This is a genomic window from Kitasatospora sp. NBC_00039 (genome assembly GCF_045160625.1).
Lineage (GTDB): Bacteria > Actinomycetota > Actinomycetes > Streptomycetales > Streptomycetaceae > Kitasatospora.
This window is the reverse complement of sequence record NZ_CP108289.1, coordinates 5,348,106-5,364,693: the sequence shown is the minus strand read 5'-3', so window position 1 is coordinate 5,364,693 and position 16,588 is coordinate 5,348,106. Positions and strand designations below refer to the sequence as shown.

The 16,588-nt window shown below is 74.0% G+C and carries 15 protein-coding genes and 2 pseudogenes; 4 read left to right on the top strand and 13 right to left on the bottom strand.

Annotated features, from left to right (window positions below; translation table 11 throughout):
* Positions 1-91 precede the first annotated feature (91 nt).
* Complete coding sequence (gene groES, locus OG286_RS23940) at positions 92-397, bottom strand: co-chaperone GroES (protein ID WP_014136232.1); 306 nt, start codon at positions 395-397, stop codon at positions 92-94.
* Between the two features lie 297 nt (positions 398-694).
* Between groES and OG286_RS23935 the strand changes: the two genes are divergently transcribed.
* Entirely contained in the window at positions 695-1,870 is a 1,176-nt protein-coding gene (locus tag OG286_RS23935) for a THUMP-like domain-containing protein (protein WP_405360129.1), read from the top strand.
* A gap of 7 nt (positions 1,871-1,877) precedes the next feature.
* Here OG286_RS23935 and OG286_RS23930 read toward each other — a convergent pair whose 3' ends face one another.
* The 5 genes from OG286_RS23930 to tsaB form a co-directional block, all read right to left on the bottom strand.
* Positions 1,878-2,795 (bottom strand): polysaccharide deacetylase family protein, encoded by a 918-nt coding sequence (locus OG286_RS23930; RefSeq protein WP_396321440.1) that lies wholly within the window; start codon positions 2,793-2,795, stop codon positions 1,878-1,880.
* An 89-nt stretch (positions 2,796-2,884) separates the two neighbouring features.
* Positions 2,885-3,148 carry a hypothetical protein gene (locus OG286_RS23925; protein WP_396321441.1) on the bottom strand — a complete coding sequence of 88 codons (264 nt, stop codon included), beginning with the start codon at positions 3,146-3,148 and terminating at the stop codon, positions 2,885-2,887.
* The gene (tsaD, locus tag OG286_RS23920; RefSeq protein ID WP_405360132.1) at positions 3,145-4,248 is read right to left on the bottom strand and encodes a tRNA (adenosine(37)-N6)-threonylcarbamoyltransferase complex transferase subunit TsaD; all 1,104 of its coding nucleotides are present in this window, start codon (positions 4,246-4,248) and stop codon (positions 3,145-3,147) included. Before tsaD ends, OG286_RS23925 begins: the two co-directional genes overlap by 4 nt.
* Complete coding sequence (rimI, locus tag OG286_RS23915; protein ID WP_396321545.1) at positions 4,241-4,720, bottom strand: ribosomal protein S18-alanine N-acetyltransferase; 480 nt, start codon at positions 4,718-4,720, stop codon at positions 4,241-4,243. Before rimI ends, tsaD begins: the two co-directional genes overlap by 8 nt.
* 149 nt (positions 4,721-4,869) lie before the next feature.
* A complete protein-coding gene (gene tsaB, locus OG286_RS23910) occupies positions 4,870-5,526 on the bottom strand; it encodes a tRNA (adenosine(37)-N6)-threonylcarbamoyltransferase complex dimerization subunit type 1 TsaB (protein ID WP_405360134.1) in 657 nt (218 codons plus the stop codon).
* 234 nt (positions 5,527-5,760) lie between these two features.
* Here tsaB and OG286_RS23905 point away from each other — a divergent pair, with 234 nt between their 5' ends.
* Positions 5,761-6,333, top strand: coding sequence for a hypothetical protein (locus OG286_RS23905; protein WP_396321546.1), 573 nt, complete (start codon positions 5,761-5,763; stop codon positions 6,331-6,333).
* 44 nt (positions 6,334-6,377) lie between these two features.
* Here OG286_RS23905 and OG286_RS23900 read toward each other — a convergent pair whose 3' ends face one another.
* The 6 genes and pseudogenes from OG286_RS23900 to OG286_RS23875 form a co-directional block, all read right to left on the bottom strand.
* Positions 6,378-6,602, bottom strand: coding sequence for a hypothetical protein (locus OG286_RS23900; protein WP_396321444.1), 225 nt, complete (start codon positions 6,600-6,602; stop codon positions 6,378-6,380).
* Positions 6,603-6,738: 136 nt separating this feature from the next.
* Positions 6,739-7,236, bottom strand: a complete 498-nt coding sequence (gene tsaE / locus OG286_RS23895) for a tRNA (adenosine(37)-N6)-threonylcarbamoyltransferase complex ATPase subunit type 1 TsaE (protein ID WP_396321445.1) — start codon at positions 7,234-7,236, stop codon at positions 6,739-6,741.
* 263 nt (positions 7,237-7,499) lie between these two features.
* Positions 7,500-9,014, bottom strand: a complete 1,515-nt coding sequence (locus tag OG286_RS23890; RefSeq protein ID WP_396321446.1) for an alpha/beta fold hydrolase — start codon at positions 9,012-9,014, stop codon at positions 7,500-7,502.
* Between the two features lie 266 nt (positions 9,015-9,280).
* Positions 9,281-10,447: pseudogene (gene alr / locus OG286_RS23885) on the bottom strand (alanine racemase); the annotation flags it as partial.
* 462 nt (positions 10,448-10,909) lie between these two features.
* Positions 10,910-12,415: an NAD(P)H-hydrate dehydratase gene (locus OG286_RS23880; protein WP_396321447.1), complete on the bottom strand. Its 1,506-nt coding sequence runs from the start codon at positions 12,413-12,415 to the stop codon at positions 10,910-10,912.
* A 21-nt stretch (positions 12,416-12,436) separates the two neighbouring features.
* Positions 12,437-12,805 (bottom strand): holo-ACP synthase, encoded by a 369-nt coding sequence (locus tag OG286_RS23875; protein WP_396321448.1) that lies wholly within the window; start codon positions 12,803-12,805, stop codon positions 12,437-12,439.
* On the opposite strand from OG286_RS23875, the pseudogene OG286_RS23870 reads away from it, so the two are divergent.
* A pseudogene (locus tag OG286_RS23870) lies at positions 12,798-13,466 on the top strand (Uma2 family endonuclease); the annotation flags it as partial. The gene OG286_RS23875 and the pseudogene OG286_RS23870 sit on opposite strands and share 8 nt — an antisense overlap.
* Positions 13,467-13,528: 62 nt before the next feature.
* On the opposite strand, the gene glmS reads toward OG286_RS23870, so the two are convergent.
* Positions 13,529-15,385, bottom strand: coding sequence for a glutamine--fructose-6-phosphate transaminase (isomerizing) (gene glmS, locus OG286_RS23865; protein WP_396321449.1), 1,857 nt, complete (start codon positions 15,383-15,385; stop codon positions 13,529-13,531).
* A 99-nt stretch (positions 15,386-15,484) separates the two neighbouring features.
* Here glmS and coaA point away from each other — a divergent pair, with 99 nt between their 5' ends.
* Positions 15,485-16,480, top strand: coding sequence for a type I pantothenate kinase (gene coaA, locus OG286_RS23860; RefSeq protein WP_405360138.1), 996 nt, complete (start codon positions 15,485-15,487; stop codon positions 16,478-16,480).
* Positions 16,481-16,588 lie beyond the last annotated feature (108 nt).

The window sequence follows — 16,588 nt, the reverse complement described above, 5'->3', positions numbered from 1 at the left end:
CGGACTACGTGAACCAACAACCACGCCCCGGGCCCCTGTCACTGGGACACGGATCCGGGGCGGGCTGGAACGACTGACTTCTCGGTGCTGCTTACTTCTCGATGATGGCGAGAACGTCGCGCGCCGAGAGGACGAGGTACTCCTCGCCCTGGTACTTCACCTCGGTGCCGCCGTACTTCGAGTACAGGACGATGTCACCGACGGCGACGTCGAGCGGCAGACGCTGGCCGTCCTCGAAGCGGCCCGGGCCGACGGCCAGGACGACGCCCTCCTGGGGCTTCTCCTTGGCGGTGTCCGGGATAACCAGGCCGGAGGCCGTGGTGGTCTCGGCGTCGAGCGGCTGGACCACGATGCGGTCCTCGAGCGGCTTGATGGCAACCTTGCTGCTGGTGGTCACGTCCGAGCTCCCCTTCGGAGATTACGGGGTTGTCTAACGGGTAGTGGCGAACCTGCGGGCCTGCCGTCGCGGGGGTCAGACACGCTTCTTCGCGTTAGCACTCTCCTGGTGGAGAGTGCCAAGGACGACCATAGGCCGCGGTTAGCACTCAGTCAACCAGAGTGCCAACGGCGCGCCCGTCCGCTTCGGCAGCGGGATGAGCAGCCGTACGCATGTGCGACACCGGGGGCCTCCGTTCCTCCCGCCGGTCCGGGCCTTCGCGGGCTTCCCCGGCAGGTGACCGGCGAGAATGGCGCTGTGGAGACCGAGAACCTGCAGCCCCTGCTGACCCCCGAGGGCCAAGCCCTGCTCGCCGAGCTGCGCGAGTTCGCGCCCGAGGAGGAGCTGGCGCTGGCCACCCGGCTGCGGCGGGAGCACCCGGCCGGGCTCGTGTCGGCGGCGTTCGGGCAGGCACGGCTGCGGCAGCGGGCCCGGGCCAAGTTCGGCGAGGACGCCGACCTGATGTACTTCACGCCCAACGGGGTCGAGCAGTCCACCCGGCGCAACGTCGCCGAATGGCGTGCGCGGCGCTTCGCCGAGCTGGGGGTGCGCCGGCTGGCCGACCTCTGCTGCGGGATCGGCGGGGACGTGCTGGCGCTGGCGCGGGCGGGGATCGAGGTGCTCGCGGTCGACAAGGACCCGGCGGCCTGCGCCGCCACCGCCGCCAACGCCGCCGCGCTGGGCCTGGACGGCCTGGTCGAGGTGCGCTGCGCGGACGTCGCGGAGGTCGACGTCACCGGCTTCGACGCGGTCTTCACCGACCCTGCCCGCCGCACCTCGCGCGGCCGGGTGTTCGACCCCGAGGCGTACGCCCCGCCGCTCTCCTGGGCGATCGAGGCCGGCCGGCGCACCCCGGTCGGCGCGCTGAAGGTGGCCCCCGGCATCCCGCACGAGGCCGTCCCGGCCGACGCCGAGGCCGAGTGGGTCTCCGACCACGGCGACGTCAAGGAGGCGGTGCTCTGGTTCGGCACCAGGGCGGAGCGCCCGCACCGGGCCACCCTGCTCCCCCGGCAGGCCAGCCTCGCCGGCGGCGACCTGCCCGACCCGCCGGCCGGCCCGGTCGGCCGCTACCTGTACGAGCCGGACGGCGCGGTGATCCGTGCCCACCTGGTCGCCGAGGTGGCCGGGCAGGTGAACGGCCGGCTGATCGACCCGAAGATCGCCTACCTCACCTCGGACGAGCTGGTCGCCACCCCGTACGCGCACGCCTTCGAGCTCACCGACGTACTGCCGTTCCACATCAGGAAGCTGAAGGCCCTGCTGCGCGAGCGGGCCGTCGGCACGGTGGTGATCAAGAAGCGCGGGATGGCGATCACCCCGGAGGAGCTGCGCCGCCAGCTGAAGCCGAGCGGCCCGAACTCCGTCACGGTGATCCTCAGCCGTACCGACCACGGCCCGCTGATGATGCTCGGTCAGCCGGTCACGTTCCCGTAGTGCCCGCTCAGCTGGCGGGCGCCTGGATGTAGTCCTCCAGCCGGGCCACCGCGAAGCCCTGTTCCTGGATCCGGGCCAGCATCTCGCCGAACATCTGCGTCATCGTCTCGCCCTTGAGGTCCTTCGGGCCGCGGAAGTGGGCGAGGACGATGTCGCCGGGCTTCAGCTTCTTGTCGGCGGCCTGGTACTGCATGTCGTGGATCTGCATCGACTCGCGCCAGAGCACGATCGCCCGCGGCCCGCACTGCTGCACCGAGGTGTTCAGCGCCGGCGTGTTGGCGCCGTCCCCGTACGGCGGGCGGAACAGCAGCGGCGCGGTGCCGTACTGCTGGGTGAGCGCGGCCTGGGCGTCGCAGATCTCGGACTTCTGCTTCTCCGGCGCGACCTTGCTCATCTGGGCGTGGTCCACGGTGTGGTTGTGGATGTGGTTGCCGAGCGCCTGGAGCGGTTTGAAGTAGCCGTAGTTGTCCTTGACTATGTCCCGGGTCAGGAACATCGAGACCGGCACCTTGAGCTCGGTCAGCATCTCGACGAACTTCGGGTCCTTCTCGGCGCCGTCGTCGATGGTGATGAAGACGACCTTGTCGGTGGTCTTCACCTCGCTGAACACCGGTACGGCGCCGGTCCGTTGGAGCTTGACCGGCTTGTCGGCGGGCGCCGCCGGCGCGGGCGGCAGCGGCTTGAGGTTCCACTTCGCCCAGGCCGCCGCGTCCCCGGCGGCGGGTGCCGCGGCGGGCGTGGTGGCGGCGGGGGCCCGGCCGGCCGGGGCGGGCGCCGCCGCGGACTGGGCGGCCGTCGGGGGCGGGGTGGCGACCATGGCCGCCTTTCCGGACCCGCCGCTGCTGCCGCACCCGGTGGCGGCGGCCAGCAGGGCCAGCGCCCCCACCGCGTACGTCCTCGTCCTGCTCCGCCCGTACCTCTTCACCGCGCCGCGCTCCCCGGTCCCGTCCAGCTTTCTCTCAGCTATGCACGGTAGCGGTCGGGTATTCGGTTCCCGGACAGGCTTACAAGCGGCTACTCCACATGCTCGCTGACGAAGGACCAGCGGTGCACCGGGCGGCCGACCAGTGCGGCGGGCGGCTCGGCCACCGGCACCGGCTCGCCCGTCCACCAGGTGATGAGCAGCACGCGGTCGCCCGGCGCGCCGAACAACTCGGTGCGAACCAGGCCGCCCGAGCCACGCAGCGCGGGCAGCGCGGTCTCGCGCACCCAGGCGGCCAGCTCGGCACCGCGCCCCTCGGCGGCGCGGGCCTCCCACATGGCGGCGGTCGTGGTCACTTCTCCCCGCCCAGCGCCCGGTACGCCTGGCCGTGGACGTCCCCGTGACCGGTCGGCACACCCGGCACGTGGACCTCGGTGACCGGCAGCGAGGAGTCGGCCGAGAGGTCGAAGGCGGACGGCGCACGGTCGCGCCAGACCATCTCGGAGCCCAGCGCGGCGACCATCGCGCCGTTGTCGGTGCACAGGCCCGGACGCGGCACCCGCAGCCGGATGCCGGCCTTGTCGCAGCGCTGCTGGGCCATCTCGCGCAGCCGAGAGTTGGCCGCGACCCCGCCGCCGATCATCAGATGGTCGACGCCGTTGTCCCGGCAGGCCTTGACCGCCTTGCGGGTGAGCACGTCGGTCACCGCCTCCTGGAAGGACGCCGCCACGTCGGCGATCGGCACCTCCTCGCCGGCCCGGCGCTTGGCCTCCACCCAGCGGGCGACGGCGGTCTTCAGGCCGGAGAAGGAGAAGTCGAACTCCGGGTCCTTCGGGCCGGTCAGGCCGCGCGGGAAGGCGATCGCCTTCGGGTCGCCCTCGCGGGCGGTGCGGTCGACCACCGGGCCGCCGGGGAAGCCCAGCCCGAGCACCCGGGCCACTTTGTCGAAGGCCTCGCCGGCCGCGTCGTCGATGGTCGCGCCGAGCGGGCGGACGTCACTGGTGATGTCCTCGCTGAGCAGCAGCGAGGAGTGCCCGCCGGAGACCAGCAGGGCCATCGTGGGCGAGGGCAGCCGGCCGTGCTCCAGCTGGTCCACGCAGATGTGAGAGGCGAGGTGGTTGACCCCGTACAGCGGCTTGTCCAGCGCCCAGGCGTACGCCTTGGCCGCGCTGACGCCGACCAGCAGAGCGCCCGCCAGACCGGGGCCGGCGGTGACGGCGATGCCGTCCAGGTCGCTCGCCTTGATGCCGGCGGTGTCGAGGGCGCGCTGGATGGTCGGGACCATCGCCTCCAGGTGCGCGCGGCTGGCGATCTCCGGCACCACGCCGCCGAAGCGGGCGTGGTCGTTGACGCTGGAGGCGACCGCGTCGGCGAGCAGGGTGGTGCCCCGCACGATGCCGACGCCGGTCTCGTCGCAGGAGGTCTCGATGCCGAGGACGAGCGGTTCGTCAGCCATGGCGGGTTTCCTTCAGGTCCTTCGGTTCGATGCTTGGGTGGTCGAGGCGCATCACCAGCGCGTCGACGTTGGCCGGTTGGTAGTAGCCGCGCCGGATGCCGACCGGTTCGAAGCCGAACCGCTCGTACAGCCGCTGGGCGCGCGGGTTGTCCACCCGCACCTCCAGCAGCAGCTCCGCGCAGCCGCGCCGGGCGGCCTCCCGGATCAGGTCGATGAGCAGCGCCGCGCCGAGACCGGAGCCCTGGTGGCGGTGGCCGACGGCGATGGTCTGCACGTCGCCCTCGCCGGCCACCACCATCAGGCCGGCGTAACCGGCGATCGCGCCGTCGGCGGTGGTGGCGACGGTGTAGTGGCGGGTGCCACCGGGGTGGGCCTCGGCGAGCTCGGACCAGTACATCCCGGTGGACCAGGCGTCCTCCGGGAAGAGCTCCAGCTCCAGCTCCATCACCGGGGCGATGTCCCACCAGCGCATCGGGCGCAGGGTGGCGGGGGCGGCATGCGCGGGGGCGGCATGCCCGGGGGCGGCATGCCCGGGGGCGGCCTGGTTGCCAGGGCTCGTGACGCTGGTCGGGCCGGTCAGGCTGCTCGGGCCGGTGACACCGGGCACGCCGGTCAGGCCGGTCACGCCGGGAGCACCGCCTTGTAGCCCGCCGGCACCTGGGCATCCGGGCGGCGCAGGTAGAGCGGCACGTTGGGCAGCAGCTCACGGCCCGCGGCCAGCTCGGCGGCGGCGAAGTCCGCCAGCGCACCGGCCGAGACGTGCTCGGGCCCGTGCGCACCGGGGAAGGCGTCCGGGTAGAGCAGCGCGCCGGCGCCGACCGCGCGTGGCTGCGGCGTCAGCTCGGCCGGGCGGTCCACCGCCGGGCCCTCGGTGCGGCGGCCGTCGGCGTCGTACGAGGCCCAGTAGACCTCCTTGCGGCGCGCGTCGGTGGCCACCGTGAACGGCTCGCCGGCCAAGCCGTCGGCGCGCGCCCGGTGGGCGATCGCGTCCAGGGTGCAGACGCCGTGCACCGGCACGCCGAGCGCGTGGCCGAGCGCGGCGGCGGTGACCAGGCCGACCCGCAGGCCGGTGTACGGGCCCGGGCCGACGCCCACGGCGATTCCGGTCAGCCGGTGCTTGTCGACGCCGGCCGTCCGCAGCACCCGGTCGATGGCGGGGAGGAGCAGTTCGCCGTGGCGCCTGGCGTCGACCTGGTCGGTCTCGGCGAGGACGGCCGTGCCGTCATGGACGGCGGCGGTGACGGCGGGGGTAGCGGTGTCGAACGCGAGCAGCAGCACGGGTCAAGGTTAGACCGGTCGGGGCGGAGGACGGCCGCCGGTCTTGCTCCGCCCGTTCCCGCTCCGCCCGTCCGCGTCTTCCTGCCCCACCCGTCCGCCCGTTCCTGCTCCGCCCGATCGACAGGGCGTCCGGGTTCGGAACACACGTCCTACGGGGTGCGAGTCCGGGCGGACGGACCTGGCACGATGGGGCCGACGGGTTTTGGGACGGCGGTGGGAGCACACGTGGCGAAGATGGGTCCTGGAGTGGTGGTCACGGGGCTGACCCTGGGGGCCCTGGCGGTGGTGAGCCTGCTGGCCTTCCAGGCCAGCGGCGCGCAGGGCCGCGCGGACGCCGCCCGGCCGAGCACCGCCGTGTCCGCGTCGTCGAGCGGACCGGCCGCCTCGGCCACCCCGACCGCTTCGGCCACCCCGACCATCCCGGCACTGCCGACCAGCTCGGGCACCGGGCTGCGCGTCGTCTACTCGGTCGGCAGCCACCACGTCTGGCTGGTCGACCCCAGGAAGAACCCGCAGGTGGTGGCCGCCTTCGCGGTCACCCCGGGCTCGGTGGAGCCGACCCCCGGCAGCTACCCGGTGTACAGCCGGACGCCCACCGCCACCGGGACGGACGGACGGCAGATCGAGCACGTGGTGCGCTTCGCCCAGCAGAACGGCGTGGTGTTCGGCTTCAGCGCGGCGGTGGACGGCGCCACCCCCACCGCCGACCCGAAGGCCAAGACCGGCGGCATCCGCAGCGGGCGGCCCGAGGGCCAGCTGCTCTGGGACTTCGCGTCGAATGGCACCAAGGTGGTCGTGATCGCCTGACCGGCGCAGGCCGCCGTGGGGCCCGCCGGTCTCACGGGAGGGATTCAGGCCGCGCGCGGGGTGCCGACCGCCGGCCCGGCCGTCTCCGATGCCGCTGCCGCCTCCGCCGCCTCGGCGCTCTCGTGGCGTTCCGGCGGAGTGGAGACCGCCTCCGCGGCCGCGCACGCGGCCAGCAGGGCTCGCATCGGCGCGCCCTGAACACTGCGGGCGGGCTCTCCGGCCCCGGTGCCGCGCGGCGCGCGCTCCGGGTCGGGGGTGGTGCTCGACATGGCGCCTCCCTAGTTAGGCAGACCTAACCGCAGCCTCCATCCCATCACGCCCGGTCCCCCGCCCGCAACACTTTGCCGACAGCCTGTCGGCAACAACCGGCGTCCGGGGAGCCCGGGCCTGTCCGTCCGGCGCGGCTCAGGCGAGCTTCTCCAGCTCCACGCCCGCCCAACGCGGGCCGATGCCGGTCAGCACCACCCGGCGCGGATCCAAGTCGTCCTGGTCCGCCGTGTCGCCGATGGCGCGCTCGATCCGGACCTCCAGCCGGTCCTCGGACAGCCGCTCGACCTTGCCCTCGCCCCACTCGACGACCACCACCGACTCCGGCAGCGAGACGTCCAGGTCGAGGTCCTCCATCTCGTCCAGGTCCCCGCCCAGCCGGTACGCGTCCACGTGCACCAGCGACGGCCCGCCCACCAGCGACGGATGCACCCGCGCGATCACGAAGGTCGGCGAGGTGACCGCCCCGCGCACCTGCAGCCCCTCCCCCAGGCCCCGGGTCAGCGTGGTCTTCCCCGCTCCCAGCTCGCCGGAGAGCAGCACGAGGTCCCCCGGCCGCAGCAGGGCGGCCAGCTCCCGGCCGAGCCGGCCCATCCGCTCGGGGGTGGCGACGGTGAGGGTGGCGTGCGAGCCCATGCGCGAATCAAGCCCTTCGGTGCGTTCCGTACAGCGGCGCACCGACCGCCGGGCGCCCCCGCTACGGTGCCACATCCCCGACCGCCCGCGCTCCGGGCCCGGTCCCGCCCCGGTTCGCCCCGGTTCACCCCCGGGTGCCGTCTGCACGCCCCGGGCCGCCGGATCATGGACAGGCCCCCTCACGGGGCGTGCGGGAGGCCGGCGCCGCCCGCGGATCCCTGTTCGGACGCTCGCGCGGGCCGCCCGTACCGCGGCGGCGGCGCTCAGGCCAGTTCGCAGACCGAGGGCGGCAGCGGGGCCGCCCGCCGGAAGTCGACCGCCTGCTTGAGCAGGGCGGCCAGACGCTGGTCGACCAGGTCGGGGCGCTCCAGCATCACCAGGTGGCCGGCGTCCTCGACCAGGACCAGTTCGGCGCCGGGCAACTGCTCGGCCATCGCCTCGCTGTGGCCGGGCGGGGTCAGCAGGTCCTTGGTGCCGGCCAGCACCAGGGTGGGGATGCCGCGCAGGGCGGCCAGCGCGGCGGACTTCTCGTGCGCGCCGAAGACCGGGTAGAACTCGGCCACCACGTCGATCGGGGTGGCGTCCAGCAGCTGCTCGGCGAACCGGACCACGCCCGGGTCGACGTCCTTCCCGCCGAACGAGAACTTCCGGTAGAAGACGGCGCTGACGTCCGCGCCGAGCCGGCGGGTCGCCTCCACCAGCTCGACCTGGCGGCCGAGCAGCTTCATCACGCCCGGCGCGACCTTCTTGAACAGCTTGGCCCCGGCGGCAGGAAGGCCGAGAGTGACGGCGTCCCAGTCACCCGCCAGGGTGCCGATGAGGGCGACCCCGGCGACCCGCTCCCGGAACAGCTCCGGGTGCTGGTCGGCCAGTGCCATCACCGTCATGCCGCCCATCGAATGGCCGACCAGGACCAGCGGCCCGGCCGGCGCGACGGCGTCGATCACGGCCTTGAGGTCCCCGCCCAGCTGGTCGATGCTCGCGGGTTCGCCGGCCAGGTACGAGCGGGAGCGCTCGGAGCGGCCGTGGCTGCGCTGGTCCCAGAAGACCAGGCGCATGCCCTCGCGGAGGGCGGCGCGCTGGAAGTGCCAGCTGTCCTGGTTGAGGCAGTAGCCGTGGCAGAAGACCACGGTCAGCGGCTCGGCGTCGGGGGAGCCGGCGGAGGCCGGGGCGGCGGCAGCGGCAGCCGCGCGGCCGGATCGGCGGCCGGCCCGGACGAGTGCGCCCGAGCGGCCGAGCAGCCCCGGCAGTCCGGTGCGGTCCACCGGGCCGTCGGGGTTGGGGTTGGGGTGGCTGGTGGCGTTGTCGTCGGCGCCGACGGTGGTCTCCGTGGCATCCGCGCGCCGACGGGTGAGCCGGCCCCGCCGGACCGGCGTGCCGCCTGCCTCGTCGTCGGCCCGCCTCGACTCCGGCCCCGGCTCCGCGTCCGATCCCGCCCCCGGCTCCGCGTCCGGCCCCGTGGGCGCGGGGCGCAGCCGGACGGGCTCGGGCCAGCCGGTGCCGTCCAGTTCGACGTACAGCTCGGTGCCGTCGGCGGTGGTCACCGTGCGGGGGCGTCCGCGCAGCGAGCCGTACGGGGCGTTGGCGTCCAGTTCGGCGCGGGCCCGGCGGCGGGTGGCCCGGCCGACCGTCAGCCGCTCGATCGCCACACCGGCGGCCGCGCCGGCCGCGACCACGCCGACCGAAATGCCGATCAGGCCGGCCCGGCTCACCCCGGACGCCGCGCCCGCGGCCTTGGCCACCGCCGCCACCGGCCCGGACCCGGCCTCCTCGCTCATGCGCGCGGGCCCTCGGCGAGCCGGTCCTGGCCGAGCGGGCCGTGGCCGAACGAACTCCGGGCGAGCCGGCCTGCCGCGAGCGGGTCCGTCGTGAGCGGGTCCGTCGTGAGCGGGTCCGTCGTGAGCGGGTCCGTCGTGAGCGGGTCCGTCGTGAGCGGGTCCGTCGTGAGCGGGTCAGCGACGAGCGGGTCCGTCGTGAGCGGGTCAGCGACGAGCCGGTCCGCAGCCAGCAGGTCCGCGACGAGCTGGTCCTCGGCGATGCCGCCGAGGTAGCGGCGCGGCACCCGGGCACCGATCCGGGTGACGATCTCGTACGAGATCGTGCCGCAGGCGCGGCCCCAGTCCTCTGCGGTCGGCTCGCCCTGCTCGCCGTTGCCGAACAGCAGCACCTCGTCGCCGACCGCGGGGGTGTCCCCGCCGAGGTCGACGACGAACTGGTCCATCGCCACCCGGCCCGCCACCGTCCGCCACTTGCCCGCGATCTGCACCGGGCCGGTGCCGCTGGCGTGCCGGGGGATGCCGTCGCCGTAGCCGACCGGGACGAGGCCCAGGGTGGTCGGCCCCGAAGTGGTGTAGTGGTGGCCGTAGCTGACCCCGTGCCCGCCGGGGACCTGCTTGACCAGAGCCAGCCGGGCGGTCAGCGCCATCACCGGGCGGAGCCCGAAGTCCGCGGGCGAGCCGACCTCCGGAACGGGCGACAGCCCGTACATCGCCAGGCCGGTGCGCACCATGTCGTAGTGCGACTGCGGGAGCAGCAAGGTGGCGGGCGAGTTGGCCAGGTGCCGGACCTCGGGGCGCAGCCCGGCCGCCTCGGCGAGGGCCAGGGCGTCGCGGTAGGAGTCCAGCTGGGCCTGGATGGAGGGGTGACCGGGCTCGTCGGCGGCCGCGAAGTGCGACCAGATGCCGACCACGGTGAGCAGGCCCTCCGCCTCGGCACGCCGGGCGGCGGCAACCAGCTCGGGCCAGTCGTGCGGCTGGCAGCCGTTGCGGCCGAGACCGGTGTCGGCCTTCAGATGCACCCGGGCCGGGACGCCGGTCGCGCGGACGGCGGCCAGCAGCTCGTCCAGCGCCCACCGGCCGGACACGGAGATGTCGATGTCGGCGAGCAACGCCTCGCGCCAGGGGCCTCCGGGCGTCCAGAGCCAGCAGAGGACGCGGGCCTGCTCGGGGCGGATGCCGGCGGCGCGCAGCGCCAGCGCCTCCTGCGGGAGCGCGGTGCCGAGCCAGCCGATCCCTGCGGCGACCGCCTCGCGGGCACACCGGACCGCGCCGTGGCCGTAGGCGTCCGCCTTGACCGTGGCCATCACCGTGGACCCGCCCACGCGCTCGCGCAGCGCGGCCAGGTTGCCGCGCAGGGCGGCCAGATCAATGGTCGCCTCGGCCCGTACGCCGTCGGTGAGGGTGGCCGTGCCGGTCGTCTTCGCAGTTGTCATCAGGGTCAGTCTCCCAGACGTCCCGGAGTCCTCGCCGAACGGCCCGTCGGCGCGGCGGCCCCCACAACCCACCCCGCTGCTCCGGACGCGCGCGAAGCGCCGCTGGTTGCACCGGCTGTCGGAGCGGGAAGTCGACCCCGCCGACTTCCCACTCCACGGCCGCCGCCCCGGCGCTCGACCCCGGGAAACCATGTAGACCGATCCATCTATTCTCGCCGGCCCCCGATCCGCGACGCCGGCGCCCTCCCACCCCGGCACACCACCCGCCCCGCGCGAAAAGTCGGCCCGGCCGACTTCCCAGTCCGCGCAAACACCCACCCCAGCCCCCAGGGGGCACCCCGGCCCTGCAGGCTCAAACTATGTAGACCGGTCGGTTCATTCGCCTGCCCGCCCCGCCGCAAGCACGCACCTCGTGCGCAGGTCACCCCCACCCCGGTGCTCACACTATGTAGACCGGTCGGTCTATTCGCTCTCCCGCTCCCACGCGCTCCCCGCCGAGGCCCGGACGTCGCGCCACACCACCGGGAGCGCCGCGGCCACCTGCAGCGCCGTGACCGGAGCCCCCGGGGCGCCCGCCGCGTGCCGGCCGGCGAGGCCGTGCAGGTAGGCGGCCACCGAGGCGGCGTCCAGGACCGGGAGGCCGGCCGCGAGCAGGGAGCCGGCCAGACCGGCCAGCACGTCCCCGCTGCCGGCGGTGGCCAGCCAGGGGGTACCGGTCGGGTTGACCCGCACCTGGCCGCCCGGGTCGGCGACCACCGTCGTGGAGCCCTTCAGCAGCACCGTCGCCCGGTACGCCGCGGCGAGCCGGCGGGCGGTCGCCAGCCGGCTCGCCGCCAGCTCGTCGGCGGCCGGCGGGGCGGTGCCGTCCACACCGGCGAGCAGCCGCGCAGCCTCGCCGGTGTGCGGGGTGAGCAGCGTGGGCGCCGTCCGCCCCGCGAGCGCTCCCGGGCCGAGGCGGCCCAGCTCGGTCAGGCCGTCCGCGTCCACCAGCACCGGCACGTCGCTCGCCAGCGCCTCCGCGAGCGCCTGCCGCGCCCCCTCGCCGCCGCCCGGGCCGACCACCCAGGCCTGCACCCGCCCGGCGCCGGCCGGTCCGCCCTCGGTGACCAGCGCCTCCGGGAACCGCCGGACCACCTCCTCGGCCGCCGTCCCGACGTAGCGCACCGCACCCGCGCCGCCGTGCAGCGCCCCGGCGACCGCGAGCAGCGCAGCCCCCGGATACGTCGCCGAACCGGCCGCCACGCCGACGACGCCGCGCCGGTACTTGTCGCTCTCCGCCCCCGGGAGGGGCAGCAGCGCCCCGGCCTCCGCGTGCTGCAAGGCCTCCACGCCGGCCGGCGGCAGGTCCAGCCCGATCCCCACCAGCTGCACCGCACCCGCGTACGCGGCGCCCGGGTCGATCAGGAGCCCCGGCTTGTACGTCCCGAAGCAGACCGTGACGTCCGCCCGCAGCGCCACGCCCGCCACCTCGCCGGTGTCGGCGTCCACCCCGCTGGGCACGTCCACGGCCACCACCACCCCGCGCCGCCGCGCCCTCGCGTACGGCTCCGCCTCGGGGCGCAGCCCGCCGCGCCCGCCGATGCCGACGATGCCGTCCAGCACCAGGTCCGCGCACGAGAAGCCGGCCAGGCCGACTTCCTGCTCCAGCACCACCCGCCCGCGCGCAGCCCGCAGCGCGGCGAGACCCCCGGCGTGGGCACGGGAGGGCGCGAGCAGCACCGCCGTCACCCCGGCCCCGCGCCGGGCCAGCGCGGCGCCGGCGTACAGCGCGTCACCACCGTTGTCGCCGCTGCCCGCGAGCACCACCACCTGGCTGCCGTAGACCCGGCCGCGACGGCGCGTCAGCAGCCGGGCGCAGGTGGCGGCGAGGCCGGTGGCGGCCCGCTGCATCAGCGTGCCCTCCGGCAGTCGGGCCATCAGTTCGGCCTCGGCGGCCCGGACCTGTTCGACACGGTGAGCGCGGCGCATCCGCAAGCCCCTAACCCTCGGCTAACCCTCGGCGATGACTACCGCCGACGCTACGCCCGCGTCATGGCTGAGCGACACGTGCCACGACCCGACGCCCAGTTCGGCCGCCCGCGCGGCCACCGTCCCCCGCACCCTCAGCTCCGGACGGCCCGAGCCGGCGCTCACCACCTCGGCGTCCGTCCAGCGCAGCCCGCCCGGCGCACCATGCGCCTTGGCCAGAGCCTCCTTCGCTGCGAACCTCGCCGCCAACGAGGCCACGCCCCGCCGCTCCCCCGACGGCAACCGCAACTCGTCCGGCGTGAACAGCCGCTCCGCCATCCCCGGCGTGCGCGCCAGCGCGGCCCCGAACCGGTCGACGCCCGCCACATCGATCCCGACCCCGATGATCACCAGCTGTTCCTCCGGCTTTGCGGGACACTTTCGAGTGACAACCACTTCGATCCCCCACCGGTGTCGGTCCGTACGCCTACCGTGTCGCTCGCAAGGCAGACAGGCGTACGGACCAGCAGGAGGGAGGAGGGCCATGGTCGCCATTCCGGCAGCCGAGGACCCCCAGGGCCAGGACGGCATCCTCCAGGCGTTCCTGGAGCTGGACACGCCGCCGGGCTTCAAGGCTGAACTGATCGAAGGGGAGATCATCGTGACCCCACCGCCGGACGGTGACCGCGAAGATGCGGTTGCCAGGTTCGGCCGCGCCGTTGCGCGACAGGCGGCCGGGGAGCTCTACGTCAGCGGGGGCAAGGGGCTGACCACTCCGAAGGGACGGTTCGTCCCGGACGCCACCGTTGCTCCCGTGGGCCATTTCCGTGCGCAGGACTCGTGGTCGTCCACGACCGGCATCGTGCTCGTCCTGGAAGTCACCTCGACCGGTCCTGTCGAGGACCGCGAGGTCAAACGGCTGGGCTACGCCGCCGCCGGTGTCCCCTGCTACCTGCTGGTCGACCGCAGCGAGAGCAAGGTGACGCTGTTCACCGAACCGAAGGACGGCGACTACACCGCCCTCACCCAGGTCGACTTGGGCAAGCTCATCGACCTCCCCGCCCCCTTCTCCTTCACGCTCGACACGGCGTCCCTGCGGAGGCCGCAGCCACCGCAGGGGCACCGTGGCGGGTACTACTCGACGGTGACCGACTTCGCCAGGTTGCGCGGCTGGTCGACCTCGTGGCCCTTGGCCGTGGCCAGCTCGCAGGCGAAGACCTGCAGCGGCACGGTGGAGACCAGCGGCTGGAGCAGCGTGGGCGTCACCGGGATGCGGATCAGGTGGTCCGCGTACGGGACGACGGCCTCGTCGCCCTCCTCCGCGATGACGATCGTGCGGGCGCCACGGGCCCGGATCTCCTGGATGTTGGAGACGATCTTGTCGTGCAGGATCGAGCGGCCGCGCGGCGAGGGCACGACCACCACGACCGGCAGCCCCTCCTCGATCAGCGCGATCGGCCCGTGCTTGAGCTCGCCCGCCGCGAAGCCCTCGGCGTGCATGTACGCCAGCTCCTTGAGCTTGAGCGCACCCTCCAGCGCGACCGGGAAGCCGACGTGCCGGCCCAGGAACAGCACCGACCGGGCGTCCGCCAGGGAGCGGGCCAGCTCGCGCACCGGCTCCATGGTCTCCAGCACCTGCTCCACCTGCTTCGGCGCGTCGCCGAGCTCGCGGATGATGGTGAAGATCTCGTCGCCCCACTTGGTGCCGCGCACCTGGCCGAGGTAGAGCGCGACCAGGTAGCAGGCCACCAGCTGGGTCAGGAACGCCTTGGTGGAGGCGACGGCGACCTCGGGCCCGGCGTGCGTGTACAGCACCGCGTCCGACTCGCGCGGGATGGTGGAGCCGTTGGTGTTGCAGATCGCCAGCACCTTGGCGCCCTGCTCGCGCGCGTGCCGCAGCGCCATCAGGGTGTCCATGGTCTCGCCGGACTGCGAGATCGCGATGACCAGCGTGCCCGGGCCCATGATCGGGTCGCGGTAGCGGAACTCGGAGGCGACCTCGACCTCGCAGGGGATGCGGGTCCAGTGCTCGATCGCGTACTTGGCGATCATGCCGGCGTGGAACGCGGTGCCACAGGCGACGATGACGACCTTGTCGACCGAGCGCAGGTCGGCGTCGGAGATCCGCAGCTCGTCCAGGGTGAGCCGGCCGTCGGTGCCGATCCGGCCGAGCAGGGTGTCGGCGACGGCCTTCGGCTGCTCGGCGATCTCCTTGAGCATGAAGTAGTCGTAGCCGCCCTTCTCGGCGGCCGAGGCGTCCCAGTCCACGTGGTACTCGCGGACGTCGGCCGGGGTGCCGTCGAAGTTGGTCACCGTGACGCCCTCGCGGCGCAGCTCGACGACCTGGTCCTGGCCGAGCTCGATCGCCTCGCGGGTGTGCGCGATGAACGCGGCGACGTCGGAGGCGAGGAAGTTCTCGCCCTCGCCGCGCCCGACCACCAGCGGCGAGTTGCGGCGGGCACCGACCACCACGTCCGGCGCGTCGGCGTGCACGGCTACGAGGGTGAAGGCGCCGTCCAGACGGCGGCAGACCACCCGCATGGCCTCCGCCAGGTCGCCCTCGTACACCTCGCCCAGCAGGTGCGCGACGACCTCGGTGTCGGTCTCGGAGCGCAGCGTGTGGCCCCGCTCGGCCAGCTCCGCCCGCAGCTGGGCGAAGTTCTCGATGATGCCGTTGTGCACCACGGCGACCCGGACGGCGTCGTCCAGGTGGGGGTGGGCATTGGCGTCCGTCGGGCCGCCGTGGGTGGCCCAGCGGGTGTGGCCGATGCCGGTGGTGCCGCCGGGAAGAGGGGCCTCGGCGAGCGACTTCTCCAGGTTGGCGAGCTTGCCGGCCCGCTTGTCGGTGGCCAGGCTCCACTGCCCGTCGGAGCCCTTCACCTGCACCGCGACACCGGCCGAGTCGTAGCCCCGGTACTCCAGTCGCTGCAGGCCTGCGATTACTACATCAAGAGCGGGCTGAGCGCCCACGTATCCAACGATTCCGCACATGCGTGCCAGCATAAGGGCGGCCAGGATGCCCTTTTCGCACGCTTCACCCCGTGCGCGTGACCGACACCACAGCCACCGTGAACGCCGCTACGGCCCACAATGGAGCATGTGCTGACCGAACTCTGTACGCGGGGCGCCGCCACGCCCGGCCCGTCCCCGTCCCCCTACGTGGACCTCAGCCGGGCCGAGTGGAGCGCGCTGCGCGAGCGTACGCCGCTGCCGCTGACCGCCGAGGAGGTGGAACGGCTGCGCGGTCTGGGCACCGCCCTCGACCTGGACGAGGTCCGCGACGTCTATCTGCCGTTGTCCCGGCTGCTGAACCTCTACATCCACGCCACGCACGAGCTGCGCGGCGCGGTGGGCACCTTCCTGGACACCCCGGACACCGAGCGCACCCGGACCCCGTTCATCATCGGCGTGGCCGGTTCGGTCGCCGTCGGCAAGTCCACCACCGCCCGTCTGCTCCAAGCGCTGCTGGCCCGCTGGCCCGAGCACCCCCGGGTCGAGCTGGTCACCACCGACGGCTTCCTGCTGCCCAACGCCGAGCTGCGCCGACGCGGTCTGATGGCGCGCAAGGGGTTCCCCGAGTCGTACGACCGGCGCGCCCTGATGCGCTTCGTGGCGGACGTGAAGGCCGGCAAGGAGCGGGTGACCGCCCCGGTCTACTCGCACCTGGTGTACGACATCGTGCAGGGCGAGCGGCTCACCGTGGAGCGCCCGGACATCCTGATCGTCGAGGGCCTGAACGTCCTCCAGCCGGCCCTGCCCGGCACCGACGGCCGGACCAGGCTCGCGGTGGCCGACTACTTCGACTTCTCGATCTACGTCGACGCCCGCACCGACGACATCGAGAGCTGGTACCTCTCCCGCTTCAAGAAGCTGCGGGACACCGCCTTCCAGGACCCGAACTCCTACTTCCGCCGCTTCACCGAGGTGCCGGAGGAGGAGGCGATGGAGTACGGCCGGCAGGTCTGGCGCACCATCAACAAGCCCAACCTGCTGGAGAACGTGCTGCCCACCCGCGGCCGCGCCACCCTGATCCTGCAGAAGGGCGCGGACCACAAGGTCCGCCGCGCCCTGCTGCGCAAGCTCTAACCGCAGCCCCAGCCCAGCCCCAGCAATCCGGAGCCCCGCGGCCTGACGGCCCGAAGGATCGACGGCCCGACAGCCTCGGCCCCGGGCAAGCCGGAAAGGCCCCCGCCG

What these genes read in the sequence shown, in the direction of transcription:
- OG286_RS23880 (WP_396321447.1), bottom strand. Translation starts at nt 12,415, where the DNA reads ATGCGCCGCGCTCACCGTGTCGAACAGGTCCGGGCCGCCGAGGCCGAA.
- rimI (WP_396321545.1), bottom strand. Translation starts at nt 4,720, where the DNA reads ATGCGCTGGTGGGACATCGCCCCGGTGATGGAGCTGGAGCTGGAGCTC.
- glmS (WP_396321449.1), bottom strand. Translation starts at nt 15,385, where the DNA reads ATGTGCGGAATCGTTGGATACGTGGGCGCTCAGCCCGCTCTTGATGTA.
- OG286_RS23900 (WP_396321444.1), bottom strand. Translation starts at nt 6,602, where the DNA reads ATGTCGAGCACCACCCCCGACCCGGAGCGCGCGCCGCGCGGCACCGGG.
- tsaE (WP_396321445.1), bottom strand. Translation starts at nt 7,236, where the DNA reads ATGGGCTCGCACGCCACCCTCACCGTCGCCACCCCCGAGCGGATGGGC.
- OG286_RS23905 (WP_396321546.1), top strand. Translation starts at nt 5,761, where the DNA reads ATGGGTCCTGGAGTGGTGGTCACGGGGCTGACCCTGGGGGCCCTGGCG.
- OG286_RS23890 (WP_396321446.1), bottom strand. Translation starts at nt 9,014, where the DNA reads ATGAGCGAGGAGGCCGGGTCCGGGCCGGTGGCGGCGGTGGCCAAGGCC.
- coaA (WP_405360138.1), top strand. Translation starts at nt 15,485, where the DNA reads ATGGAGCATGTGCTGACCGAACTCTGTACGCGGGGCGCCGCCACGCCC.
- tsaD (WP_405360132.1), bottom strand. Translation starts at nt 4,248, where the DNA reads ATGGCTGACGAACCGCTCGTCCTCGGCATCGAGACCTCCTGCGACGAG.